This window comes from Claveliimonas monacensis, assembly GCF_014982975.1.
Lineage (GTDB): Bacteria > Bacillota > Clostridia > Lachnospirales > Lachnospiraceae > Claveliimonas > Claveliimonas monacensis.
Genome location: NZ_JADCKL010000003.1, coordinates 151473 through 177399, shown reverse-complemented (window position 1 = coordinate 177399; position 25927 = coordinate 151473). Strand labels below are relative to the sequence as shown.

Here is a 25927-nt window from a genome sequence, read left to right as displayed (position 1 = left end):
CGTAAAAAAGGATATGCACTGCTCATAAAGCAGATATATCCTTTTTATTATCTATTGTCCGTTTCCTTTTTCGCTCAAATAGCTCCTACTCTACTCTAAGAGCTGTCACCGGATCGCTCTTGGCCGCTTTCCTGGAAGGGATCAGTCCGCCAAGAAGAGTGAGGACGATACTCAGCGCAATGAGGATAAATGCCGGTAGAGGAGACAGCACAGCACTGATATCCTCTGTGCCGGCCAGATAGTGTATCAGCATGTTGCCCGGGATCAGAAGCAGCAGGCTCAAACCGATGCCGATCAGGCCCGCACATCCTCCTATGATAAAGGTCTCTGCATTGAACACCTGAGAGATGTTCCGCTTGGAAGCACCGATGGCCCGCAGGATACCGATCTCCTTCTTCCTTTCAAGGACACTGATGTAAGTGATGACACCGATCATAATGGAAGATACGATAAGGGAAATAGCCACAAAGGCAATGAGCACGTAGCTGATCACATTGACAATATCTGTCACAGAGCTCATCAGCGTTCCCATCATATCCGAGTAGGTGATGACCTGCTCCTCCTTCCCTTCTTCCTCCATGCGGCTGTTGTAGTCATCCAGGATCTTCACCACCTGATCCTTGCTCTCGAAATCCTTCGGATAGATGCTGATACCTGCAGGCTCATCAAAATCCGCGTAGCCCAGGGCAGTCAGGTTCCCATCGCAGGAGGCAGTCTCTGTGGACTGGAAGGACATGAGCAATTCCGCCAGCTCCGTCTCATCCATATTCATCTCAAAAGCATTCTGGAACGCCTCCGGATCAACGCTGAGGGCATTCTGTATATTATTACCGATCTGCGCTGCCGCCGTGCGCATAGCGCTCTCCATGCCGGATGTGATCTGTCCCATCATGGTCTGTACAGCCGCCGTGATCTGTCCCTCCAGCGCCTGGGCGGTCCCACTCTCCATGACAGAAGCCATATAACTCCGGACTGCGCCTGTAAGCTGCTGCTCCAGAGCCTCCGTGTCCAGCATACCGGCAAGCGCTGCTGTCATCAGCTGCCGGGCCTGCTCTGTCCCCAGATAAGCAAGGAAGCTCTCCTGTATCTTTGAGGGATCCGGCAGGTTATTTTGCGACGCATAGAGCTGATACCCTGCAGCCAGCTCGCTGGCAAGCTTCTGGAGCTGTTCCTCGGTAATGTCAATCTCTATACCAGATGAAAACACTTCCCCTGCCCAGCTCTCCAGGATCACCCGCGCCTCTTCTGTCTGCAGATAGACCATCAGGTATTCATCAAAGCGCTCACTGTCCGTCCATCCGTTTGCCTGGGCATACGCCCTGTATCCTTCCAGCACCCTTGTCAGCAGGTCCTGCAGCTGCTCTGCCGTGACAGTAGCCCCGCCGCCTGCCTGGATGATCTCCCGGATGTTTTCCTCCAGAATGGCCCGTGCCTCGTCCGTGTTCAGATAGGTGACAAAAGCTTCTCCAAGCTTTGTGTAATCTGTGGCAGGATTCTGGGAAGCATAGGCCTGATACCCATTCAGCAGACCTTCCGCCAGACTGCTGAGCTGTGCCGGTGTGACAGTAAAATCCATAGACTCGCCCAGCTCTGACAGGTCGAAACCATCCATGGCCGGCAGCTGCGCCTCTATGGCACTCAGGTCGATCATTTTGGACAGGTCCATCGTTCCTCCGCTCAAACTGTCCGACAGCCCCATAGAGCCGGAAAGCCCCTCCGTCATGGCAGAAGCGTCAAAGGAAAGGGCATTCTGCAGTTCTTCTGCATTGACAGTGAACATGGATTCCAGATCCAGCCCCTGGCTGCTCTCTTCTCCAAAGGGCTCGCCGGAGAACACATCGATATCCGGATTGGCGAGCTGCTGCTGGACGATCTGGCTGTCCTCGGCCTCCTCTACCAGGTGCTTTGTCAGGGCAGCCGGGTATCCGATACCGGACTGGAGCATCATGGCGTTGCCGTCCTCTGCAGGCTGCACGACGCCCACCACAGTCAGGTCCTCTCCGTTTTCTGCCAGATCCCGGATATACGACTGATCACCGGACCGGTCCGTCCACACCTGATACTGACTGTCATAGACATAGTAATCCGCACTGTTTACCAGTTTAAAGGTTGTTCCGATCATGTCATCGTAGGAGTAGGTTCCCACACTCTCCGGCGTGTCTACATCTTCTTCATTCAGAAACTGCTGGATCATCTCATCCAGTTCCAGGGGATCCCGCAGCCCCAGCGTGTAGAGCAGCATATCGCTGATGCTGCCCCCCTGGGTCAGGACTACCACACACTCATTGTAGTTTTCCGGCCATCTCCCTGCCTTCACGTCATACTGGCTCTCATAAAGGGAGGCGTTTTCCGGCATCTCGTAAAACACATCTGTGCTCATCATGGAGGACATCATACTGCTGGAACTGGAGGACGAGCCAAACCCGAGAGCGTCAAAAGAGTGGTCCGGGTTTACCTGGCGCACCTGGCTGTCGTTTATCTTATAGATCTGAGGCGTCACATTGTAGCTGTATTCCACTGCGTTTGTGTAGTCCTCAATACCGCTTTCACCGCTCTCAAAATACTCTTTCAGCGACTCCAGGTCATTGGAGTCCATCCTGGAAAACGTATCTGTCACCATCTGGATGACGTTCACCTCCCCGGACTCTCCCTGACCTCCAGCTCCCGTGTCCACCATAGAAGAGAGGTCAACTCCCGTGCTCTGGATCTCCAGCGGATACTCCGAGAGCGTCTCCTCCTCCATATTCTGGATATAATCATTGACCCCAGTAGAGAGGGCCAGTATAAGAGCAATACCGATGATGCCGATAGATCCCGCAAAAGAGGTAAGGATGGTGCGGGCCTTTTTCGTCCGCAGATTGTTGAAACTGAGAGACAGAGCCGTGAGAAATGACATGGATGTCTTCCCCAGATTTCTGTGCTCCGGCTCCTCCATTTTGCTCTCATCCACCTCATAGGGGTCTGAGTCTTCCTGGATCTTTCCGTCCCTGAGCCTCACAATGCGGGTCGCGTACTCCTGGGCCAGCTCCGGGTTGTGCGTCACCATGACCACAAGCCGGTCCTTTGCCACTTTCCGCAGCAGTTCCATAACCTGCACGCTTGTATCACTGTCCAGCGCGCCGGTGGGCTCATCTGCCAGCAGAATATCCGGATTATTGACCAGAGCCCTGGCAATGGCCACCCGCTGCATCTGCCCTCCTGACAACTGGTTCGGCTTTTTGTGCAGCTGCTCTCCCAGCCCCACCATAGCCAGGGCATCTGCTGCCCTCTGCCGCCGCTCTGCCTTGCCGATGCCGGATATGGTGAGAGCCAGCTCTACATTGGCCAGAATAGTCTGGTGCGCAATAAGGTTGTAACTCTGGAACACAAAACCGATAGTGTGATTGCGGTAGGAATCCCAGTCCCTGTCCTTATATTTTTTGGTTGACACGCATCCGATGACCAGGTCGCCGCTGTCGTATCGGTCCAGACCTCCAATAATATTCAGAAGCGTAGTCTTTCCTGATCCGCTCGGTCCCAGGATAGCCACAAATTCGTTGTCTCTTAAGTTCAGGCTTACATGGTCCAGCGCTTTCTGCACCAGACTCCCGGTCCTGTATTCTTTACAGATGTCTTTGATCTGAAGCATGAATCATCCCGTCTCCTTCTTTTCCGTAAATATTTATACGGTGATCTTATCGCTAAAGATCACCGTCTCTCCCCAGAAAAATAGACTTAAGGTAAATTATAATGAGCGTGTTTCCCAACGTCAATACATATGCCTGCATCATTTCGTCTCTGTTTTCTTTCCCAATCTTCTTCTCATAGAGATGAAAGCCCGGACGCGTTCCTTATGGGTTTGTAAAAAGCGTATAGAAACTGAAAATCCATAGGCAGAAAAAATATTATGGAATTTTTAAGAGGTTATCTCTGGCATTTTTCCCTCGCTCATGCTATACTTATTTCACAGATTTTTACGTAAACTTCTGAGTTTCCTGCTAACATTTCCCTTTAGGAGGTGAATACATATGTCAAATGATGAACTGCTCCGATATATAGCACAACATATGGTGACAAAAGAAGATATCCTGGACATGACTACCAGGGATGACCTGAAAACCCTTGAGGCTAAAATGGCTACCAAAGATGAGCTGAAAGCCCTTGAAGCCAAAGTTACTACCAAAGATGAGCTGAAGGCTCTTGAGGCTAAAATGGCTACCAAAGATGAACTGAAGGCTCTTGAAACCAGCGTAGCTGTCTGCTTTAAAAACTTTGAGGAAAAAATGGTGACGAAAGATGAACTTAGAGAGTCAGAGAATATGATACTCACTGAGGTAGACCGGATCCAGGAACGGGCAGAAGAACACTATACTGAACTGAGTACCCGCATCAGAAATCTGGAAAACAAAGTTGTCGTAAGGTCAGAGCAAAGCACCATCAATCTGCTGGTGGAAGTCGTTTCTACTTTAAAGACTGACGTCGAATATCTGAAAACCAAAATATCTTAGTTACCCCCATAATTGCATAATATAGATGCAGGAGGGCGGGAACAGAAGCCCGCCCTTTACAATCTGATCATTTTCTCCTTTATCTGCCCTGCGGCTCTTCCCGCTGGTATTCCAGTATATCGCCGGGCTGGCAGTCCAGCACATCACAGATAGCATCCAGAGTGGAAAAGCGGATCGCCTTCACCTTTCCAGTCTTTAAGTTGGACAGGTTTACATTGGAAATCCCCACTCTTTCCGACAGTTCGTTCAGAGACATTTTCCGGTCCGCCATGACCCTGTCAAGCCGAAGTATAATAGCCATCTCTTCCACCTCCTATCTGAATCTATATCGTTTGTTCCATTTCCTTCTGGTAGCCCACCCCGATCCGGAGGACATAGCCAAGGATCAGACACAGGAGGCCTATAACGAACGGGAAACCATCTATGGTAAAATACTCTCCAAATTGTATAAACAGTCCCATCTCAATGGTATACCCCTTTATAAACGGAAAAAGAAATGCCACCAGCATGAGTCCCGCTCCTGTTATATACATACCCAGACTTATCTCTCCTCCAAAAGGTCCTCTGCCTTTATGCATCCGCACAAGGATACAGATCAGTACCGCCGACCAGATCCATGCCAGCAGCGACACGGTCAGTCTCCACAGAAAAATATTTACCCCCATCTCACTCCACGCATTCCTGTCAAAAAGATCTGGCAGGTACATAAATACAGAAACAGACAAAACTACCACATAGAGCAGCGTGCACACAAGCAATACACGAAACCTTCTCCTGCCGCTGACCTTCGTTTCCCTGCTACAGTCCATCCTGATCTTCTCATCCATAAGATATTCCTCCTTCCCTTTCAGTTCTGCCTTGTAGTTATCTTTATTATAGCATTCCATTTATGTATTTCAACATATTTTTAATGATAAACATTAAATTATAATCGCAATACATAAAATCAACTGCTAAAATGGACGCAGAAAAGGCAGGCTGTCCGGGAATCCCCGCAGACAGTCCTGCCCAAAAGGAGAAAATGTTATCACTGATCTATCTTTTGATATTGAAAGCGCCAAATCCCGGATACACCGCAGCCCCTCCCAGTTCTTCCTCAATCCGCAGAAGCTGGTTGTACTTGGCCACACGCTCACTCCTGCTGGGAGCTCCCGTCTTGATCTGGCATGTATTCATAGCTACGGCCAAATCTGCGATAGTAGTATCCTCCGTCTCGCCGGAACGGTGGGAAGAGATGGCTGTATAGCCTGCCTTGTGAGCCATCTTGATAGCCTCAAGGGTCTCGGACACGGATCCGATCTGGTTCAGCTTGATGAGAATGGAATTTCCGCATCCAAGGTCAATTCCCTTTTTCAGACGTTCTGTGTTTGTTACAAAAAGGTCGTCACCCACAAGCTGTACTCTGTCGCCCAGCTCTCTTGTCATCATCTGCCAGCCTTCCCAGTCCTCCTCGTCAAGCCCATCCTCGATGGAGTAGATGGGATATTTGTCACAGAGATTTCTCCAGTGTTCCACCAGCTCTGCTGAGGTAAATCTCTTCCCGCATTTCGGAAGAACATACTCACCCTTTGTCCCACTCTTCCACTCGCTGGATGCCGCGTCCATGGCAAGGACAAAATCCCTGCCCGGTTCATATCCGGCTTTTTGCACTGCTTCCAGAATATACTCAATAGCCTCCTCATCACTTGCAAGATCCGGGGCGAATCCGCCCTCGTCCCCCACCGATGTGGCCAGTCCGTTCTCCTTCAGAAGAGCAGCCAGCGCGTGAAACACCTCCGTACACCAGCGCAGTCCTTCCCGAAAACCGGGTGCCCCCACCGGCATGATCATAAATTCCTGAACATCTACCGTGTTGGCCGCATGGGCACCGCCGTTCAGAATATTCATCATGGGAACCGGAAGACGGTTGCCTGCTGCCCCGCCCAGGAATTTATACAGAGGCAGATCCAAAGCGCAGGACGCCGCCCTGGCGCACGCAATGGAAACTGCCAGAACAGCGTTGGCTCCCAGGCTGGATTTGTCTTTTGTCCCGTCAGCCTCTATCATGGCCCTGTCCACTGCATAGATATCGGAAGCATCCATCCCCTTTAATGTATCGTTAATCACTGTATTAATATTTGCTACTGCCCTGGAGACGCCTTTCCCTCCGAACCTGCTCTTGTCTCCATCCCTCAGTTCCAGTGCCTCAAACTCTCCCGTGGACGCGCCGCTGGGTGCGGCCCCCCTTGCGATCGTGCCATCTGCCAGATGTACTTCGGCCTCCACGGTAGGATTTCCCCTTGAGTCAATGATCTCCCGGCCTTTTACCTTTTCAATTTCTAAAAAATCCATCGTTCCTTCTGTCCTTTCCCATGGGACTTCCCTTTGCCCTGCCTGCCAAGGAAAAGAGCAAAAGGAGTCATCCATGATTTATTCACACACAGTTAGCAAAAACTAACTATATGTATCGTACCAGAAAAAAGATGGATTACCAATCATTTATTTGAGAATTTCTCTCATTTATGTTGTATTTACTTTTCTACTAGTGAAAATAGTGCGCTCCTATGCGGATGCCATAGTTTCCATTTCCAAAAGAAAGACAGCCCTCTACCGGATCGCTGCCTGCCATAGCGTCCGCCGCAGCCTGCATAGCCGTCTGGGTGTAGCTGCCGTTTGCAAGAACCTGGTCCAGCCATCCTGTCATGGCCGGGCCAAACTGGCCGGACTGGTAGATCACTTCCCGGATGGAACCCGGATAAACGCCGCTGTTCACCCTGTTCAGGACAACCGCTCCTACAGCTACCTGCCCCTCATATGGCTGATTTCCAGCCTCGCAGAATATCAGGGCAGCCAGCAGTCTCTGATCTGCCTCCCTGGCCTGCCGGGCCGCCTCCTCAGCCGCCTTTCTGGCCTCTTCCGCCTGCCTTTCGGCTTCCGCCTGTGCTTTCAGCTCCTCTTTTCGCTGGATCTTCTTCTCCTCAGCGATCTGTCTGGCAGATGCTGTCATAGCCTGAGCGATCTCATCTGTAAGCACACTTTCATCTCCAGTGAGCATGCCTCCATCTCTCCCCTGGTCCGGCGACATAGCATAACTGGTAAATCCAGCTGTATAAAGCGTACATGCTGTCATAACAGCCGCAGCACAAAACAGCCTTTTTGTCCTCATTAAATTCATATACTCCTCCTGATCTCCTGCAATATTCTTACATTTATTTTATATTTATATGCATTTTATTTCGTGCATATTACGAATATTACAAAAATGTTACGCCGGCTATTCTACTATAAACTTTCCTCACTGTCAACTTTTTTATTTCTCCTCCCCAAACTGACGCTGGTTTCCCTGTAAAACTGCACAATATTTCTCCCAAAACACAGGAAGTTATGTTAGACTGGAATAAGAATTTTTACTTTCGGGAAAGGAAACCATTATGAAATTTGAAAATATTATATTTGATGTGGACGGAACTTTGTGGGATACCACCAAAACTGTAGCCGACTCCTGGAATTATGCGGTGGAGGTACTTGGTTATCCTCCCGCCGGCATCACAGGAGAGCAGCTGAAAAACGAATTCGGGAAGACAATGGACGTGATCGCACAGGATCTCTTTCCTCATCTTCCACTGGATCAAAGAGATATACTGATGGAAGCCTGCTGCAGATATGAAGACGAATTTCTGGAAGAACTGGAAGTGCCGCCCCTCTACCCGGGTATCCAGGAAACGATTGCCACTCTTTCTAAAGGCCATCGGCTCTTCATTGTCAGCAACTGCCAGAGCGGTTATATTGAACTCTTTCTCCGCAAGACCGGACTGGAAAAATATATCACCGACATCGAATGCTTCGGAAATACGAAAAAGACAAAGGGCGAAAACATCCGGCTTGTCATAGACAGAAATATCCCCGGCAGTACCTGCTATGTGGGAGATACTGCCGGGGATCAGACGGCTGCAGCCTACGCGGGCATTCCTTTTATCTTCGCCTCGTATGGATTTGGACAGGTGAACGAAGAAGATTCGTTTGCATCCATATCTTCTATACGGGAGCTGCCGGACCTTGTCAAATAATGGATATAACTGTCACAGCGCGCTGTGTATGATCAGGCTCCAAATGGGGATCGCAGCCATGGACAACATGGTGGTGAGCACCACACACTGCGTGGCAAATTCCTCATCTCCATGGTACTTCATGGCAAGGATCGCTGTGGTCGTACCAGCCGGCATGGCTGCCAGGGTCACAGAAACGCCGGCCACCACAGAATCGATGTTCGCCAGCCAGCATCCCGCAAACACAACGGCAGGGATAAAGGCCAGGCGGATGAAAGAATAAGCCACTGTGGTCCGGGTCAGGATATGACGCATATCCACATCTGTCAGGATCGTTCCGATCAGCATCATGGTGATGGCTGTAGTACACCCTCCCACATTTTCTATGGCAGAGCTCAAAAATCCCGGAAGCTGTACCTGGGTCACCATCAGTACAATGCCGATCTCTACTGCCACGATGCAGGGATGCTTCAGTACCTTTTTTACCACTTCTTTTTTGCTGGGGCACTCTGTAAAATAGGATACCCCTGCCGACCACATGACGATCCTCTGGGGGATCAGATACACAGAGGCATAGAGAAGACCAACCGAGCCGTACAGCCCTTCCGCCACCGGATTGCCAAGAAAACCCGCATTGGAGCAGACTGTGGCGTACTGCAGGACCATCCTTTTCTCCTTCGGCACCTTCCTGTAAAGTATTCCGCTGATAAAAGTGCAGAAAATCTGGATCAGGATAGAAATTATAAGGATCTCCACTCCTGACACAAACACAGAGTGGTCCATAGGCATGTAAAAGGCGGATATGATATTGCAGGGTAGGATCAGATCAATGACCAGATCCGTCAGCATGCCCTTCCCCTCTTTTGTAATAATGTTCATTTTTCTTAAGACGACCCCCACAGCCATGAGTAAAAACATCATAACCTGGAGGTCAAAAAGTCCGTCTATTTTCATTTATGCTCATCCCTTTTGCTGTAAATGACTCTGTTATGCTCTCCGTCATCCAGCACATGCACGCCGGGGAAACTCTGGATATACTGTTTGAACTGGGAGTATCCGTAATCTCTCACTTTAAAGTCCCCGAACTTGTTTCGGATCCTGTTCCCCAGAACACTCAGGAAAATGCCATGTTTTCCGCTGTCCCGGATCTGCTTCAGGATAAACTCCTCGATCCGCTCTTTTTTACTCTTGTCCTCAAAAAGCGTCACTGTGATCTGGGATCCGGACTGTATCAGTTTCAGCTTGGGGAAAGACTCAAGGAATCTGGACAGAAGGCTGTACCCATACCGCCGCACATCAAAATCCGGATACATCTTCACAAGGCGGCTTCCCACCTCACCCAGGCCGGTCTCCCTGTCATCATTCTGGTTTTCGGTAATAATCCGGATCACAGCCTCTTCAATCTGGCTTCTGGCCACCGCATCATTCTCGCTCATGCTGTCCTCCAGAAGGAGCTCCAGCACGGTAAAAATGTCACACGCCTTTCTGAAAGGCGCCGGCGTCTTATTTTCCCCCATTCCAATGACAGTCTTTCCGCTCTCCCTGAGCCGGCTGGCCAGCTTTGTGAAATCACTGTCGCTGGACACAAGGCAGAATCCCTCCAACTCACTTGTGTACAGCATGTCCATGGCGTCAATGATCATGGCCGAGTCCGTTGCATTCTTTCCGTGTGTGTAGCTGAACTGCTGGATCGGCGTAATGGAATTGTTGAGAAGCTCATCCTTCCACCCCGCATTGTTGGTGCTTGTCCAGTCTCCGTAAATTCTTTTATACGTTACGTTTCCATATTTTGAAAGCTCATCCAGTATAGGCTCAATGTATTTGGATGATACATTGTCCGCATCAATGAGCAGCGCAAATCTGTCTTCCATGCCTGTTACCTCCCCGTTGTTTTCCGTTCTGAATATGGCATTCTTATTTATTATAGCAGAATTTTCTGCCGGGATATAGTAAAGGCGGAAAGAAATGTGGAAAATATATTCAGAAAACATTTCCAAGCCGCTCTTGTCATCTGGTTTTTAATACTATATAATGGGGATATTGAGGTGGTGAAACTATGACAATTGATACAAAAGATATGCTGAACAGTATTCTGCAGAGTCTGTCACGGATTGACTACGTGAAACCTCAGGATATTCCAAATATTGATCTCTATATGGACCAGGTCACAACATTTATGGAGAGCCAGCTCGGCTCCACCCGCCGGTACAACGAGGACAAGATCCTGACAAAGACCATGATCAACAACTATGCAAAGAACAATCTTCTTCCCCCTCCGGTGAAAAAGAAATATTCTAAAGAGCATGTGCTGGTCCTGATCTTTATCTACTACTTTAAAAATATCCTTTCTATCCGGGATATTGAGACTCTGCTGAAGCCTCTCACAGAGAAGTACTTCCACAACGGAAAGGACTTTGACATCACTTCTGTGTATGAAGAAGTCTGCAGCCTGGAGAAATCCAGGATCGACCAGCTGGCTAAGGATATTGCTAAAATGTACAGCACTGCTTCCGATACCTTCCAGGACGCTCCGGAAGAAGACCGGGAGGCTCTGCAGCTTTTCTCTTTTATCTGCAGCCTTGCGTTTGATGTCTATGTAAAAAAACTTCTCATGGAAAAGCTGATCGACCAGCTCCCTGATCCGGAAGGGAAAAAGTAAAGAGCATAAAAAAGAAGATTGCACAGCGCAATCTTCTTTTTCATTTAGTCTTCTTTAGGATTAATCCTCTCAAATACCATGTCGTACCCGTCATTTCCATAATTCAGAGAACGGTTCACCCTGCTTATAGTTGCAGTGGATGCTCCGGTTTTATCTGCAATTTCCAGATAGGTCTTGTGCTCTCTGAGCATCTTTGCCACCTCAAACCTCTGAGACAGGGAAAGCAGCTCATTGATCGTGCAGATATCTTCAAAAAATATATAACACTCTTCTTTATCTTTCAGACTCAGTATGGCGCTAAAGAGATAGTCAACCGCCTCTGTCCTGATTTTTTTGCTCATATTTATTCTCTCCTCCGAAGTGAAATTCATTATGCGTATATTTTAGCACACTAAATTCATAAAGTCCATAGGCGGGCAGAATATTTTCCTCCATGCGCCCCATATACCGCATTCCCTGTTTCTCAGCGCCAGGCCCTGCGTTTCAGAACAGACAGCAGCTTCTCTAAAGACGTATTAGCCACCAGCTCTTCCGGGAAATCCGCCTCCAACAACAGACGCTGTGAATACTCTGTGTTCACAATATCCACATCCACATGTGCATCGCTGCCCAGGGTGACCATTGTACCATACTTTTTACAGCAGCGGAGCATTTCCAACGCATTTTCATAAGTATTTTCCCGGAAGCCTCCCGGCCGCAGAGAAGAATTGTTGATCTCCAGCAGAGTTCCCGTCTCCCTGGCAGTCCTGGCAAGAATATCGTAATCCGGCCCGTACCGCCCGTCATCAGGATGCCCGATAATGTCGATAACCTCCTTCTTCATAGCATTGACATAGGCTCTCGTGTTCTCCTCCTTCCCACTGGTCCTTCCGTAGCATGGAGGATGAATACTTGCCACTGCTATATCCAGAGAACGTATCGTATTCTCCGGCAAGTCCACCGTACCGTTTTCATCCAGGATATTCAGCTCTACGCCAAAGAGAAGGCGCAGATTCTCCATCTGTCTTGGGACTACCTTCAGATTTTGGAAATAGTAGAGTCCGCAGCTTCCGGGCATCTTCGGCGCATGCTCCGTAATAGCAAGTCCCTCAAGCCCTTTCCGCGCAGCCATAGAAGCCATTTCCCGGATTGTATTGTAGGCATGTCCGCTGGCAATGGTGTGGGTGTGGGTATCAATTTTAATTTCCATCTCTTCCTCCTTGTCATTTGCTGTCGCTTGTCTCTATTTTCTTCACTCTGATAAAGTATAAAATTCCTCTGTCCGGCAATTATTATAACGTAAACTATTTTATTTAGCAAATAGAGGAGGCCTCAGTTCTATGAAGAATGAGAAAAACAAAACTGTATCCACTTCAGAAAAAGACAGAGAAAACCAGTCCCTCATCGACTCCTATGACTACATGGCGGGCGCCGCGTCAGCCGGCGACTGTACCGGTCTGATCCCCGCCGCCCCGGTCTCCGAGGCAGAGCGAGAATCCTACCAGGACCTGTATGCCTATCAATATCGCCCGCCCAAATTTCCCCCAAAGGAAAAATAGAGAAACACATTCCTTGTTCCCGGCATATAGTAAGGAAAAAAGGACTGTATCACTATGGAAAATCAAACACTCGTCCCGGTAAGCGGTGTGATCCAGCGCATCACGCCTCTTTCCCAGGACTGCTGCTCCCTGCAGGTCTCCATTGTAAACAACAGCGGCGTATCCAATTTTATCGTCAGCCCCTCCACCTACGTTGTCCAGGAGATCCATCTGCGGGCCGGTATGCTGGTGACAGCTTTCTACGACAGCAATCTGGCCATTCCCCTCGTATATCCGCCAGAGTATCAGGCTGTGATCATCAGCCGCAAGAATTCTAACGAAACCATCTATGCCGGGTGGTTTGACGACAACCTTCTGGCTGTGGATCAGTCACTGAAACTGAATGTAGCTCCCTCTACTCAGATCATGACCTCCAACGGTCAGAGATTCAACTGCAGTCTGGGCGGACGGCTTCTCATTGTCTACTACTCCGCCACCACTATGAGCCTGCCGCCCCAGACCACGCCCAGGCGTATTATTGTGGTATGTTAGCACTTTTCCTCCTTCCGCATATACTAAACCACCAGAATTTTTAAGGAGGATATTATGAAAAAGCGTCTATTTAGCGCAATGCTGGCAGCCGTCCTGGCCTTATCTGTCCTGGCCGGCTGCTCAGCCAAGGAGAAGGAAGTCAGTTCTGACAGCGGCCAGACTGACGGCGACTCCAAAGAACTGACAAAGGTTGTACTGAACGAGGTAGCCCATTCTATTTTCTACGCCCCTATGTATGTCGCCATAGAGGAGGGCTACTTTGAAGAGGAGGGGGTACAGGTCGAACTGGTGAATGGTTTTGGCGCCGACAAGACGATGACCGCTGTCCTCTCCGGCGAGGCCGACATTGGTTTCATGGGATCCGAGGCCTCCATCTACACTTACAACGAGGGGGCAGAGGACTATGTTGTCAATTTTGCCCAGCTGACTCAGCGGGCAGGCAATTTCCTTGTAGCCCGGGAACCCATGAATGACTTTTCCTGGGAAGATCTGAAAGGCCATCTTGTTCTGGGCGGCCGCAAGGGCGGTATGCCGGAGATGGTATTCGAATATATCCTGCGCCAGAACGGCATAGATCCGCAGAAAGACCTGTCCATAGACCAGAGCATTGACTTTGGTTCCACCGCCGCAGCGTTTGCCGGGGGGCAGGGGGATTTTACTGTGGAATTCGAACCGGGAGCCACCAGCCTGGAGCAGGAGGGAAAAGGCTATGTAGTGGCGTCCCTGGGTACAGACAGCGGCTATGTCCCCTACACCGCATTCTCTGCGAAGAAAAGCTATATAGAGGAGAACCCGGACGTGATCCAGGGATTTACCAATGCTCTTCAAAAGGGAATGGACTATGTACAGAGCCATACGCCGGAAGAGATCGCCGGCATCATAGCTCCGCAGTTTGAGGAGACGGATCTGGATACGATCACCACGATCGTAACCCGCTACTACGACCAGGATACATGGGCTGACAATCTGGTCTTCTCAGAGGACAGTTTTGATCTGCTCCAGGATATTCTGGAAGACGCAGGCGAACTGGAAAAGAGGGCTCCCTACGAAGATCTCGTGACAACCGAATTTGCCCGGGAGGCAGCCAAATAGATATGTTACCCGGAAAGGGGCTGTCTCAAAACCTGGTGGACCATCCTGCTGTGCAGGCTGATCATATATATCGCTGTCCTGCCTGTGTCACTGCAGCGCAAGGGCAGCCGGGCAGGCAGCATCTTTTGATGCCCCTGCCCATTTTTTCGGATTTCTGAAGAAAACCTTATGACTTTATAAAGCTTCTGTGTCTTTGCTTGCATCGCCCGGGCATACATTATAGAATAGTCCTGTTATAAAGGAGGTATACATATGAACGGCAAATCATACAGTGACTTTTTCGATGACGACTTTGAGGTAATCTATGAGGAAGATCTGCCCGAGATCAATATAAATGACACCCGCACGAACAAGCTGGCAGACACTGACAGCCTGGAGGATTATGATCTCCTGGAGAATGAAGATCTTGAGGATGAGGATCCTGATGACGATGAGTACGATGACCGGCGCCGCAAAAAGCAGGGCAAAAAAGAGAGCGACTCCAGACAGAGCAAAAAAAGAGACCGGGACAGGCAGCAAGACAGGCGGGAAAAGTCCCGTTCCAGAAGCAGACACAATATCCTCTCCCCCGTAAAAAAGACAGCGCAGACAGGCGCTAAGGCCGCAGCGCGGCTCATACAGATGGTGTGTAAAATCGCATCCCTTGTGCTGATCGCAGTGATTACCTTTATTATGGGAGCTCACTTCCTGGAGGGGCTCTACACCTACGGAAATCCGGCCACAGCCCTGGCAGAGCGAAATTATACCATGGGAGCCTATGCAGCATTCGCCCTTTTTCTGCTGCTCTTTGAACTTATCTCCTTCCTGTGGGCGCTGACGGGTCCCCGGGTTGCCAGGGACGGGCGCCGCAGCTTCCAGAGTGATACAGGGAGGGGCATGTTCTCTTTCATTCTTATGGGTGCCGGCTCTGTCCTGGCCTACATCCTGGCAGGCTTCATCCCCGGATCTCCTACGCCCCTGACGGGGCTTAGGGGAGCTGTAGAAATCTACGGATCCCTCAGCTCCACGCTTCTCCCTCTGTGCATTGCAGGCGTCATAAGCTGTATACTTAGAAAGCTCTTTTCAAGGTAACACACAGGGGACTATATTTCTTCAAAATACTTTTCTCTCCATTTCCTTCCCGCTTCCCGGCCTCTCTCAGCCTCCTCCCGCAGAGTGGGCAGCCCCCTCATAGTCCGGCACAGACAAGTCCGGGCATTTTCACATTCAAACCTGTGTTCAGACATGCAAAAAGAGCGCTGGACCGGACAGCAATAGACCGGCTCAGCGCTCTGATAGGTTATATGTATGCGTTCTGTTCCAAAAGTAGTCGTCCAGAGCATTCAGATTTGCATCTGAATGCTCAATCTCCCTTGCATAGCGGTAAGACATCTGTATCAGCGCCGCCATATCAGCACTGGCTCCGTGAACATACCACTCCATCATCAGCAGTTCCTGTATCCACTCAACTGAGAAAAACGCCAGGCACACCTTGGCATGGACTGCGTCATCGTATACCGCGCCGCAGAAATAGGTGTAGATAAAAAACAGAGCCAGCCTTTCCAGACTTCTGTCCCACTCTTCCTTTCCCGGTCCGCAGCTGATCTGGCTCTCGCGGAAGCTGGCCCGTATCTTCTCATATTCCTCATCTCCTGCCATAAGAAGAAAAGTCTGCTCCTCTCCAAGCAGCTCTTCCCAGCAGGGATCCAGCCTCTCCAGCCCTTTCAGGATCTCCAGTTCTTCCAGCAGCATGGTGCGCCGGGTCAGGGCCCCGCGGTGCAGCAGCCACCTTTCGCCGGATGGAGGCGTCTGCTCTCCCTCCATACCAGCCTGTATCCATTCTTCCATACCAGAAAAGTCGCCTTCCTCCAGAAAGTCCTGTATCCCTCCTGCAAAGGCCAGACAGAAACGCTCCTTCTGCTCAAAAGTCACTTCCCGCTTTCCAAGCAGTGCATACAGAACCTCCCTTGCATCCACCAGTTTGGTATACAAGAGAAAGTCAAAGCCCTCCTCAAATGTTTCCTCCTCATCTGTGTCCTCTGCCACAAAAGAAAGGTCATCCGCAGCTTCCAGCATGATCCTGGCTGCCTCCGGGCAGGACAGGGAGAGGGAAAACTCCCTCACATTTTCAAACTCCTCCACATGTCTGGGATACTGCGTACATGTATGGCACAGCGCGTCTTCCCCTTTTTCTATATAGAGATCACACAGTCCCTCTTTGTTGAGCATAGCGCAGCGCCCCTCATGCTGACGGAAGGTGCCGTCATCCCAGGAGACAGACCGCTTCATCCGCACGCCGAACTCTCCGGAATAGTTCCTGTACTTCTGGAGAGACTCCTCATCGATGACGATCTGCCACCCCTCACAGCAGGAGGCGGGGCACTTCCCCGCCACACATCTGAAATCATCATAATAAACCGGTCTGATATATCTCATAGGCTGCTCCTGACATCAAATTTCCTGTAAGATCAGCGTATCTCCCTGATCTTCTTCCGAAGCGGCAGCACTTTTCCCGGCGCCACCGAGAGCTCATCTATCCCCATTTGTATAAATGTCTCCGTCATATTCGTGTCTGCTGCCAGATCGCCGCAGATACTGATATGTTTTCCCTCCAGGTGGACATTGTTGGTCACAATGCGTATCATTTTGACAAGCGCCGGGTGGTACGCGTTGTAGTATCCTGTCAGTTTTCGATTGGTGCGGTCCATAGCCAGGGTATACTGGGTCAGATCGTTTGTCCCAATGCTGAAAAAGTCCACTTCTCTTGCCAGCTCACCGCTGATCATAACCGCTGCCGGTGTCTCGATCATGACTCCCACTTTAATATTTTCATCAAAGGCCGTCTTCTCTTCCTTCAGTTCCGCCTTTGCCTTCTCCAGCACTTTTTTCGCACCTGCCACCTCCTCGACAGAGGTGATCATAGGAAACATGATCTGCAGATTTCCAAAAGCAGACGCCCGCAGGATAGCTCGCAGCTGGGTCTTGAACATCTCCTCTTTATCCAGAGAGATCCGGATCCCCCGGTATCCCATCATAGGATTGTTTTCTCCCGCGATCTCCATATTTTCGGGCAGCTTATCGCCGCCTAAGTCAGCGGTGCGCACAACAACCTTCTTTGTCCCCATGGCCTCCGCCGCCAGCTTGTACACCTGGAATTGCTGATCCTCCGTGGGCAGCTTTCCGGGAGACTCCATGTAGAGAAATTCGCTGCGGAAAAGACCGATACCGTTTGCGTCATTGCGCAGCACTCTCTCGATGTCCTCGCGGCTCCCAATGTTGGCACACACGTCAATTTTCTGGCCGCTCTGGGTAACATTCTCTTTTCCCTTCAGGCGCTCCAGCGTCTCCACTTTCTGGAGATTCTGCTGCTTTTTCTGCTTCATCTTCTCCATGGTGGTCTGGTCCGGCTCAATATACAGCTTTCCGTCAAACCCGTCTATAATGACCATTTTGCCCTCATAGTCTCTCTTGAGAGCCTCACCGATACCGATCACAGATGGAATGCCTTTTGTCCTGGCGAGCACCGCCGTGTGGGAGTTGATGGAGCCATACATTGTGACAAATCCCAGGACTTTTGTCTTGTCCAGCCTGGCAGCCTCGCTGGGATACAGATCTCTGGCCGCCATGATAAACGGCTCATCCATAAACATGCGGTCTTTCCGGCTCCTGGACAGTATGCGCAGGACGCGGGACGCCACATCCTGCACATCCGCCTCATGTCCCCGCACATAACTCTCCGGTCTGGCGGAGAAAACTTTCAGGAAATCCTCGACAGACTCCTTCACCGCATACTCCGCATTCAGCTTCTGATCTGTGATGATGCGCACCACCCGGTTGACAAACTCCTCGTCGTCCAGGACCATCTGCTGCATCTCAAAGATTGTGGCGTTGGCCTCACCCAGCTCACTGGCCGACTCTTCATAGAGTTCACGGATCTCCGCCGCTGTCTTCTTTCTCGCCTTCTGAAATCTGACCAGCTCTTTCTCAGCGTCCTCCACATAAATCTTGCGGATCTCCCGCTCCCCTCTGTTAAAAAACACAAGCCGGCCGATTACGATTCCTTCTGATACCTTTTTCCCTGTCAATGTAATCATATGATACTTCCTGCCCCTTTTTTGTTCTGTATGTCTTTTACTTTACACGCTGGGGCAGATCCAGTCAAGTGCCAGCCGCACCTTACGCCCCCTTACTCTTCAAAGAGTGCTGTGGACAGGTATCGCTCACCTGTGTCCGGCAGAAGCGCCACAATGGTCTTGCCCTGGAACCGGTCCTGGCCGGCAAGCTGAAGTGCCGCGTGGAGAGCTGCGCCGGATGAAATTCCCACCAGTACACCCTGACGCTTAGCCAGCAGCCGGGCCGCCTCGAAGGCCTCCTGTGTCTTCACTTTCATCACTTCACTGTAAACTTCCGTGTCCAGGATCTCCGGCACAAATCCTGCGCCGATTCCCTGGATCCCGTGGGGGCCCGGCCTGCCGCCTGAAAGCACCGGGGAATCCTCAGGCTCCACGGCAACGATGTGGATGTCCGGATTTTTCTCCTTCAAAAATCCGCCTGTCCCGGTAACCGTGCCTCCGGTTCCCACGCCTGCCACAAAGATATCTACTTTCCCATCTGTATCCTCCCAGATCTCTGGTCCGGTGGTCTCCCTGTGGGCTTTGGGATTGGCGGCATTTACGAACTGTCCCAGGACAACAGCTCCCTCCATGGACGCTGCCAGCTCCTCCGCCTTTGCGATGGCGCCTGACATGCCTTTTGCCCCCTCTGTCAGTACGATCTGTGCTCCGTAACTCTTAAGCAGCTTCCTTCTCTCCACGCTCATTGTTTCCGGCATGGTAAAAATCACCCGATAGCCCCGGGATGCCGCCACAGAGGCAAGCCCGATGCCTGTGTTTCCGCTGGTTGGCTCAATGAGCGTATCCCCCGGGCGGATCAGTCCTCTCTCCTCCGCATCCCGGATCATAAAGAGGGCTGCCCTGTCTTTTACGCTCCCTGCCGGATTGTAGGACTCCAGCTTTACAAGCACTCTGGCTTTGAGTTCTTGTTCTCTCTCCAGGTTTGCCACCTCCAGGAGGGGAGTCCTGCCGATCAGTTCCTCTACACTTTTATATATCTTTCCCATTGTCTGTTTCTCTCCTTTCTTGTCTCTTGGCACGTTTCTGTGCCCTGTTTGCCAGCCATCTTTCAGCTGCCATTCCGGACACTGCCTCTCAAAATATAATATATTGTTTTAGTAGGAATTTATTCTAAAAAGAAAATTGACTCACTAGCCATCTATCTCTACACGGGCCTCTTTTCCCTCCTTATCAGGATCAGCCCCCTTCCTGATCAGATCAGCCAGTGTCTTCTCCTCCAGAAGACAGGCTATCTGGCGGTCAATCTCTTCCCACAGAAGGGTGCGGACTGCTCCGCTGATCTTGTCATCCCTGCTGCCCTGATCCGCATTTGTAATGCAAAAAGGTCCCTCCAGCACTTCCAGTATTTCTCTGACTGTGATGCAGGACGGGTCCCGGGAAAGACTGTAGCCGCCCCCGGCCCCCTTTGTACTTTGGAGTATGCCGCTCCGGCGGAGCTGACCAAACACCTGCTCCAGATAATTCACAGACATTCTCTGTCTTGCGGCAATCGCCGTCAGAGGAACCGGGTGTTCCCTGACATTGGACGCCAGATCCACCAGAGCCCTGAGGCCATATCTCCCTTTTGTAGATATTTTCATCTCCTGCACCGCCTTATGATCTGTTTTTATTTCCTACCAATTCAATAAGTATTATATGGGTCTAGTTATACTATATCTGCGCTGTCCTGTCAATCCCTCTTTTTTCTTCCCGCTTTGTCTCTTCAAGAATATTGCCAACCGTCACCTGGTCCGCCGCATCCAGAATGCAGTCCCACATCTCCTGCCACAGAGGTCTGGTGGGGCAGGCATCGCAGTCCATCTGACAGTCCGTCTCCCCTGTCAGGCAGCCCACGGGAGCAAGCGGGCCTTCCACAGCCTGCAGCACCATTCTCGCCGTCAGCTGTTCCGGGGATACCAGGAGGCGGTACCCGCCTCTGGCCCCCCGCACGCTCTCCACAATGCCATTCTCTTTCAGCGCCTTTATGATCCTCTCCAGGTACTTTTCTGACAGTCCTCTGCGCCTTGCAATATTTCCCAGGCTCTCCTTTTGTTCTTCCCCTGCATGCAGAGCCAGGTCTGTCACAATCTCCATGGCGTAGACGCCCTTTGTCGATATCTTCATCTTACGCTCTGCCCCGCGGCTACTCTTTTCCGTTAAAGCAGTACGTACACACTTTACACGGCTCTATGCCGATGGAGGCAAGGAGATCGTCCAGCCGGTGATATCTGAGAGTTGTAAAATTCTGCTCCTGGCGGATCGCTTCGATCATCTGCGCGTAGCGGCAGGAATCTGGATCTGTGTACTCCTCCAGCACTTCCTTAGGACAGTTCTCCCCCTCTTTCTCCCGGATTACCCGCCTGGTGATCAGTTCCAGCTCCGATTTTGTCCGGGAAAAGTTGAGGTATTTGCAGCCGTACACAAGAGGCGGGCAAGCGGGCCGCACATGCACTTCCTTTGCACCACTCTTGTACAGGAACTCTGTGGTCTCCCGCAGCTGAGTTCCTCTGACAATGGAGTCGTCAATGAGGAGCAGCTTCTTATCCTCGATCAGCTCCCGCACCGGTATGAGCTTCATACGGGCAATGAGATTTCTCTGGCTCTGGTTCTGAGGCATGAATGAGCGGGGCCAAGTAGGCGTGTACTTGATAAAGGGCCGGGCATAGGGAATGCCGGACTCGTTGGAGTATCCGATGGCGTGGGCCACTCCGGAGTCAGGAACACCAGCCACGATATCCGGATGCACCGTTCCGCAGTCCCGCTTTGCCAGCATGCTTCCGCATCTGTATCTCATGGCCTCCACATTGACTCCCTCGTAGGAAGATGTCGGATAGCCGTAGTACACCCACAGGAAGGAGCAGATCTTCATCTTCTCTCCCGGCGGGAGCACCGTCTCCACACCCTCCGGCGTAATATAGGCGATCTCCCCGGGCCCCAGCTCCCTGTAATCGCTGTAGCCCAGATTGATATAGGCAAAACTCTCAAAGGAAATACAGTAAGCGCCCTCTTTTCTGCCCACTACAAGGGGTGTTCTCCCCATCAGATCCCTGGCCGCATAGATTCCGCCCTTTGTCATGATCAGCATGGTCAGAGAACCGTCGATGGTCTCCTGGGCATAGCGAATCCCCTCCGCAAAAGAACTCTTCCGGCAGATCAGGGACGCCACCAGCTCTGTGGCATTGATCATTCCTCCGCTCATCTCCTGAAAGTGGGAATGTCCTTCTCTGTATGCGTTGTCCAGGATATCGTCCAGGTTGTTGATCTTACCCACTGTAGCAATGGCAAAGCTGCCCAGATGGGACTGTATGAGAAGCGGCTGGGGCTCATAGTCCGAAATGCATCCGATCCCCAGATTTCCTTTCATCTCCTCCACATCTCTCTCAAACTTCGTGCGGAACGGAGAATTCTCTATATTGTGGATCGCCCTGCAGAATCCTTCCTTCCCGTGAGCAGCCATGCCGCCCCTTCTTGTTCCCAGATGAGAGTGGTAATCCACCCCGTAAAACAACTCCAGTATACAGTCCTTCTTGGACGCCACACCGAAAAGTCCTCCCATGTACTTTTCCTCCTTTATTCAGCATTCTTTTATCCAATACAGTTCCTTCAATAGATACTTTTTCATTATAAATGATTTGCCCCCTAGATACAAGCCGAATTGTACAGCTGAATATTTGTTTTATGGGAATTTTCTGTATATTTCTGTCATATCAATTGACTTTTTCAAAGATTTATGCTACGCTGTCAGAGTAAATTTACAGACAATTCTGTAGATTTATGAACCTTTTATTTTTTATTCAATTGGTATGGAGGTAGCATATGCACAAAGGTACTGTAAAGTGGTTCAACAACCAGAAAGGCTATGGCTTCATCTCAGACGAAGAAGGGAATGATATCTTCGTTCACTACTCCGGACTTCTGATGGATGGTTTCAAATCCCTCGAAGAAGGCCAGGCAGTAGAATTTGATGTGACCGAAGGTACAAAGGGACCGCAGGCTGTCAATGTTGTCAAGCTGTAACTGAAAAACATTAATCGGAATAAGATGTACCTTTTATTTATATAAACGGCAATTTCATTTAGATATTTAAAAGCAATACATGCGAATGCGATTAAACACTGTGTGAAACACAAGAACGCTGCCCGGGGCTCGGATTTCCATCCGTCTGCCCCGGGCAGCGTTTTATTCTGTCAGACTACTCGTCTGCTTCTTCCTCTTCCACAAGCCGCAGTCCCGCCGTGTCTGTCACCGGCAGAGAGAATATAATGGCCTTTGCCTTGGTATCCATACCGGCCTGCTGCATGACAGCCTGCATAATGGCGTTCTTATTCTCCGTCTTTGTCACGATCAGGATCAGCTCCTTCTCGGAGACAAGGGAAACCCCGAAGAATTTCTCCGCTCTCTTCATGCCGGTTCCCCTGGCGTGGAGTACAGTGCCGCCCGCAGCCCCAGCGCTCCTGGCCGCGGCCATCACCATCTCATTGTACCCCTGGTTTGCAATTACGATCAAAAGTTCATGTGCTGTATCCTTCAATACCGTCTCCTCACCTTTCTCAAAATTCTGGTTATCCAGAAGAAACAGAAGCTCTCTCTTCCCACCGATACTGCTGACAGGCACAGTAAAGGCAATGCCTGTCCCCGGGATATCGATCTTGAACTGCTGGCGCAGCCCTTTTTTCAGCGTCTTCCACACTTCTCCCGTCACAACGCTCAGGATCACTGTCTTCTCCGACTCCTCCAGCCCCAGGTAATCCAGCATCTCACTGTTTGCCGTTCCCCTTCCCAGAGTGACCATGTTGGCGTCCACATGGTTTGCCTGGTAAAACTCCAGAAAATCCACGGCCGCCTCTTTCCAGTCAGTGATCGTCACCATCATATATACTTCACTCATAATTCAGCCCTCTTTTACAATTCGATAATCGCGTCATCCGCGTACGCTTCCAGGGATGTAACCTGGCCTTCAGCCGCTGCCGCTTCCGCGTGTCCTGCCTGCAGTTTGTAGATCAGTCCGATCACCTGTATGGTGATCAGCGGTGTCATGGCAACCATGGCAACCACGCCGAAAGCGTCCGCCACGATATCCCCGCCCACGGAGGTACATGCCCCTATGGCAAAAGGCAGAAGAAAGGTGGCCGTCATGGGGCCGGAGGCCACTCCGCCCGAGTCAAAAGCCACAGCCGTAAAGATCTTCGGCACGAAAAACGACAGCACGATGGCCACCAGATAACCCGGTACAAGAAGGTAGAAAATGGAGATCCCTGTCAGCACACGCAGCATGGCAAGACCTACTGAGACAGCCACACTGATGGACAGACCCGTCTTCATGACGCCGCCTTCAATGGCTCCATCCGTCAGCTCCTCTACCTGCTTTGTCAGCACGTACACTGCCGGCTCGGCGATAACGATAAAGTAGCCGATCAGCATTCCGATCGGTATGATAATCCACTTGTAGGGCAGAGATGCGATCATCTGTCCGAGATAATTTCCTGCAGGCATAAATCCCACGTTCACTCCTGTCAGGAACAGCACTAAACCTATATACGTATAGAAAAGTCCCACCAGTATTTTGATCAGAGGACGTTTTTTCAATTTCAGTGAAAAAATCTGGAACAATCCGAAAAAAACAACGATTGGTAGAAGTGAAACTGCGATCTCTCCAAAATATTCCGGAAGTGCGTGTAAAAATAATTTTCCAAGCTCCACAGAGTTCTCTATCTGCGTGATGGAAGACATACTGTAGGCTCCCCCGTCCGTCTCATAGATCAGGCCCAGGATCAGCACCGCCAGGATGGGGCCTATGGAACAAAGAGCCACAAGTCCGAAACTGTCATCTGCTGCATGCCGGTCGCTTCGGATGGCAGATATACCGATACCCAGCGCCATGATAAAGGGAACTGTCATAGGTCCGGTGGTCACCCCGCCCGAGTCAAAAGCCACCGCAAGAAACTCCTTTGGCGTAAATGCCGCCAGGGCAAACACGATAATGTAGAAAAATACAAGCATGCGGGAAAGCGGAATACCAAACAGGATCCTCATAAAAGCCACCACAAGGAAGATCCCCACTCCGGTTGCCACAGCAAGGATAATGACCATATTAGGAACAGCCGGAACCTGCTCCGCCAGTACCTGCAGATCCGGTTCTGATACTGTAATGACAAATCCAAGGATGAACCCAAGGACAATCATCACCCACAATTTCTTTGAGCGGGTTATACTGCTTCCCACCCGCTCCCCCATGGGACTCATGGCCATCTCAGCCCCCAGGGTAAAAAACATCATTCCGATTACCAGCATCACTGCCCCGACAAGAAATTCCAGCATGATGTCCGGCGATATGGGAACGATGGCAAAGCAGAGGACCATCACGATCACGATGATGGGAAGCACCGCATTGACAGCCTCTTTCAGTTTTTCGTTCAGTCTTTCTTTCAGCCTTTCTCTTACTTCGGCTTTGTGAAATTCTTCTGAATAGGATGTGTTACTTCTGCTCAATAATCGTCTCCTTTCTTCTGTCTGGTCAAATAGCTAACTTTATTAGTAATTATACATGGAAAAGGCGGCCCTGTCAAATCTCTGACAGGGCCGCCGCCTATTTCACACCGCTTATACTTTCCGCCGCGCGGAGCACATGCCCCGCCAGCACCGAAGTTGTGACGCTGCCCACGCCCCGGGGCACCGGGCTGATAAAGGAAGCCTTCGGTTCCACTGCCTCGAAGTCCACATCGCCGCACAGATTGCCCTCTTCGTCCACGTTGATGCCCACGTCCAGGACAACCGCTCCCTCTCCTGTCATATCCGCTGTCACCATCTTTGCCTTTCCCGCAGCCGCCACCAGGATCTGGGCCTGCCGGCATGTGCCTGCCAGATCCGCCGTGCGGGTGTGGCAGGTGGTAACTGTGGCGTGGCGCTTCAGAAGCAGCATGGCCAGGGGCTTCCCCACCACCATACTCCGGCCTACAACCGTCACTTTCTTTCCTTCCGGGTCAATGCCGTAATGATCCAGCATCTCCATCACCGCCTCCGCTGTGCAGGGCGCGTAGCCGCTGTCATCTCCGGCAAAGACCTTTGCCATATTGACAGGACTCATGCAGTCCACATCCTTCACCGGGTCGATCATCTGTTTTAAAGGTTCCTCGTCCAGATGCCCGGGGAGAGGTCTGAACACAAGAATGCCGTGTACAGAAGTATCCCTGTTGAGCGCTTCCAGCGTCTCCTCCAGCTTTTTCTGGGAGACATCCTCCGGAAGCTCCACCACCTGGCTGGCCATCCCTGTCAGCTCCATGCGCTTCTTTGCGCCTCTCTCATAAGAAAGATCATCCGGCCGTGCTCCCACCCGCAGGATCGCCAGCTTCGGCATGACGCCTTTCTCCTTCATGGCTTCGGCCCTCTGTATCAGCCTTTCCTTCATGGCCTTTGCTACTTCTGTTCCCAACATGACTGTTCCCATTGTATGTCCCTCCTGTGTATGCCTGTCTCTGTCTGTTATCCGGGCGCCGCAGCCACCCGC

At 50.8% G+C, this 25927-nt stretch carries 26 protein-coding genes; 8 read left to right on the top strand and 18 right to left on the bottom strand.

Translation table 11 applies throughout. The features are described from left to right. Positions 1-85: 85 nt before the first annotated feature. Complete coding sequence (locus INF30_RS06475) at positions 86-3628, bottom strand: ABC transporter ATP-binding protein/permease (RefSeq protein WP_226394612.1); 3543 nt, start codon at positions 3626-3628, stop codon at positions 86-88. 379 nt (positions 3629-4007) lie between these two features. Between INF30_RS06475 and INF30_RS06470 the strand changes: the two genes are divergently transcribed. Beyond that, the gene (locus tag INF30_RS06470) at positions 4008-4487 is read left to right on the top strand and encodes a hypothetical protein (RefSeq protein ID WP_226394611.1); all 480 of its coding nucleotides are present in this window, start codon (positions 4008-4010) and stop codon (positions 4485-4487) included. Between the two features lie 79 nt (positions 4488-4566). Here INF30_RS06470 and INF30_RS06465 read toward each other — a convergent pair whose 3' ends face one another. The 4 genes from INF30_RS06465 to INF30_RS06450 all read right to left on the bottom strand — a co-directional run bounded on the left by INF30_RS06465 (position 4567) and on the right by INF30_RS06450 (position 7641). Continuing rightward, entirely contained in the window at positions 4567-4788 is a 222-nt protein-coding gene (locus INF30_RS06465) for a helix-turn-helix domain-containing protein (RefSeq protein WP_076776840.1), read from the bottom strand. 22 nt (positions 4789-4810) lie between these two features. Next, on the bottom strand, positions 4811-5314 hold the full coding sequence (locus INF30_RS06460) for a hypothetical protein (RefSeq protein WP_226394610.1): 504 nt from the start codon (positions 5312-5314) through the stop codon (positions 4811-4813). 208 nt (positions 5315-5522) lie between these two features. Next, positions 5523-6818, bottom strand: coding sequence for a phosphopyruvate hydratase (gene eno, locus INF30_RS06455; RefSeq protein WP_226394609.1), 1296 nt, complete (start codon positions 6816-6818; stop codon positions 5523-5525). 190 nt (positions 6819-7008) lie between these two features. Beyond that, the gene (locus tag INF30_RS06450) at positions 7009-7641 is read right to left on the bottom strand and encodes a cell wall hydrolase (protein WP_226394608.1); all 633 of its coding nucleotides are present in this window, start codon (positions 7639-7641) and stop codon (positions 7009-7011) included. A 256-nt stretch (positions 7642-7897) separates the two neighbouring features. On the opposite strand from INF30_RS06450, the gene INF30_RS06445 reads away from it, so the two are divergent. Next, positions 7898-8533, top strand: coding sequence for an HAD family hydrolase (locus INF30_RS06445; RefSeq protein ID WP_226394607.1), 636 nt, complete (start codon positions 7898-7900; stop codon positions 8531-8533). Between the two features lie 12 nt (positions 8534-8545). On the opposite strand, the gene INF30_RS06440 is transcribed toward INF30_RS06445, so the two are convergent. Both INF30_RS06440 and INF30_RS06435 read right to left on the bottom strand, forming a co-directional pair. Continuing rightward, the gene (locus INF30_RS06440; RefSeq protein WP_226394606.1) at positions 8546-9466 is read right to left on the bottom strand and encodes an AEC family transporter; all 921 of its coding nucleotides are present in this window, start codon (positions 9464-9466) and stop codon (positions 8546-8548) included. Further along, positions 9463-10383, bottom strand: a complete 921-nt coding sequence (locus tag INF30_RS06435; protein WP_076780759.1) for an NYN domain-containing protein — start codon at positions 10381-10383, stop codon at positions 9463-9465. Before INF30_RS06435 ends, INF30_RS06440 begins: the two co-directional genes overlap by 4 nt. Before the next feature lie 185 nt (positions 10384-10568). Here INF30_RS06435 and INF30_RS06430 point away from each other — a divergent pair, with 185 nt between their 5' ends. Beyond that, the gene (locus INF30_RS06430) at positions 10569-11171 is read left to right on the top strand and encodes a DUF1836 domain-containing protein (RefSeq protein WP_076776825.1); all 603 of its coding nucleotides are present in this window, start codon (positions 10569-10571) and stop codon (positions 11169-11171) included. 44 nt (positions 11172-11215) lie between these two features. Here INF30_RS06430 and INF30_RS06425 read toward each other — a convergent pair whose 3' ends face one another. Further along, positions 11216-11512, bottom strand: a complete 297-nt coding sequence (locus INF30_RS06425) for a YerC/YecD family TrpR-related protein (protein ID WP_076776821.1) — start codon at positions 11510-11512, stop codon at positions 11216-11218. A gap of 122 nt (positions 11513-11634) precedes the next feature. Further along, positions 11635-12360 carry a phosphatase gene (locus INF30_RS06420; protein WP_226394605.1) on the bottom strand — a complete coding sequence of 242 codons (726 nt, stop codon included), beginning with the start codon at positions 12358-12360 and terminating at the stop codon, positions 11635-11637. A 130-nt stretch (positions 12361-12490) separates the two neighbouring features. Between INF30_RS06420 and INF30_RS06415 the strand changes: the two genes are divergently transcribed. The 4 genes from INF30_RS06415 to INF30_RS06400 all read left to right on the top strand — a co-directional run bounded on the left by INF30_RS06415 (position 12491) and on the right by INF30_RS06400 (position 15403). Beyond that, complete coding sequence (locus INF30_RS06415) at positions 12491-12709, top strand: hypothetical protein (protein ID WP_076776817.1); 219 nt, start codon at positions 12491-12493, stop codon at positions 12707-12709. A 54-nt stretch (positions 12710-12763) separates the two neighbouring features. Further along, positions 12764-13240, top strand: a complete 477-nt coding sequence (locus tag INF30_RS06410) for a hypothetical protein (RefSeq protein ID WP_226394604.1) — start codon at positions 12764-12766, stop codon at positions 13238-13240. Between the two features lie 54 nt (positions 13241-13294). Next, positions 13295-14332 carry an ABC transporter substrate-binding protein gene (locus INF30_RS06405; RefSeq protein WP_226394603.1) on the top strand — a complete coding sequence of 346 codons (1038 nt, stop codon included), beginning with the start codon at positions 13295-13297 and terminating at the stop codon, positions 14330-14332. Positions 14333-14584: 252 nt separating this feature from the next. Then, on the top strand, positions 14585-15403 hold the full coding sequence (locus INF30_RS06400) for a hypothetical protein (protein ID WP_226394602.1): 819 nt from the start codon (positions 14585-14587) through the stop codon (positions 15401-15403). Positions 15404-15595: 192 nt separating this feature from the next. On the opposite strand, the gene fliB is transcribed toward INF30_RS06400, so the two are convergent. From fliB to INF30_RS06370, 6 genes are all read right to left on the bottom strand, one after another. Beyond that, a complete protein-coding gene (gene fliB, locus INF30_RS06395) occupies positions 15596-16747 on the bottom strand; it encodes a flagellin lysine-N-methylase (protein ID WP_226394601.1) in 1152 nt (383 codons plus the stop codon). 32 nt (positions 16748-16779) lie between these two features. Continuing rightward, entirely contained in the window at positions 16780-18405 is a 1626-nt protein-coding gene (gene ptsP / locus INF30_RS06390; RefSeq protein WP_226394600.1) for a phosphoenolpyruvate--protein phosphotransferase, read from the bottom strand. 92 nt (positions 18406-18497) lie between these two features. Continuing rightward, positions 18498-19430 carry a cysteine synthase A gene (gene cysK / locus INF30_RS06385; RefSeq protein ID WP_226394599.1) on the bottom strand — a complete coding sequence of 311 codons (933 nt, stop codon included), beginning with the start codon at positions 19428-19430 and terminating at the stop codon, positions 18498-18500. Positions 19431-19574: 144 nt separating this feature from the next. After that, a complete protein-coding gene (locus INF30_RS06380) occupies positions 19575-20024 on the bottom strand; it encodes an RrF2 family transcriptional regulator (protein WP_076776788.1) in 450 nt (149 codons plus the stop codon). A 70-nt stretch (positions 20025-20094) separates the two neighbouring features. Then, the gene (locus INF30_RS06375) at positions 20095-20547 is read right to left on the bottom strand and encodes an RrF2 family transcriptional regulator (protein ID WP_076776786.1); all 453 of its coding nucleotides are present in this window, start codon (positions 20545-20547) and stop codon (positions 20095-20097) included. A 19-nt stretch (positions 20548-20566) separates the two neighbouring features. Then, complete coding sequence (locus tag INF30_RS06370) at positions 20567-21979, bottom strand: amidophosphoribosyltransferase (RefSeq protein ID WP_076776783.1); 1413 nt, start codon at positions 21977-21979, stop codon at positions 20567-20569. A 260-nt stretch (positions 21980-22239) separates the two neighbouring features. On the opposite strand from INF30_RS06370, the gene INF30_RS06365 reads away from it, so the two are divergent. After that, positions 22240-22440: a cold-shock protein gene (locus tag INF30_RS06365; RefSeq protein WP_076776781.1), complete on the top strand. Its 201-nt coding sequence runs from the start codon at positions 22240-22242 to the stop codon at positions 22438-22440. 175 nt (positions 22441-22615) lie between these two features. On the opposite strand, the gene INF30_RS06360 is transcribed toward INF30_RS06365, so the two are convergent. From INF30_RS06360 to INF30_RS06350, 3 genes are all read right to left on the bottom strand, one after another. Continuing rightward, entirely contained in the window at positions 22616-23311 is a 696-nt protein-coding gene (locus INF30_RS06360; protein ID WP_226394598.1) for a P-II family nitrogen regulator, read from the bottom strand. A gap of 14 nt (positions 23312-23325) precedes the next feature. Further along, positions 23326-24852, bottom strand: a complete 1527-nt coding sequence (locus INF30_RS06355) for a DUF1538 domain-containing protein (protein ID WP_226394683.1) — start codon at positions 24850-24852, stop codon at positions 23326-23328. A gap of 157 nt (positions 24853-25009) precedes the next feature. Continuing rightward, positions 25010-25867 carry a bifunctional 5,10-methylenetetrahydrofolate dehydrogenase/5,10-methenyltetrahydrofolate cyclohydrolase gene (locus INF30_RS06350; protein WP_076776777.1) on the bottom strand — a complete coding sequence of 286 codons (858 nt, stop codon included), beginning with the start codon at positions 25865-25867 and terminating at the stop codon, positions 25010-25012. Positions 25868-25927 lie beyond the last annotated feature (60 nt).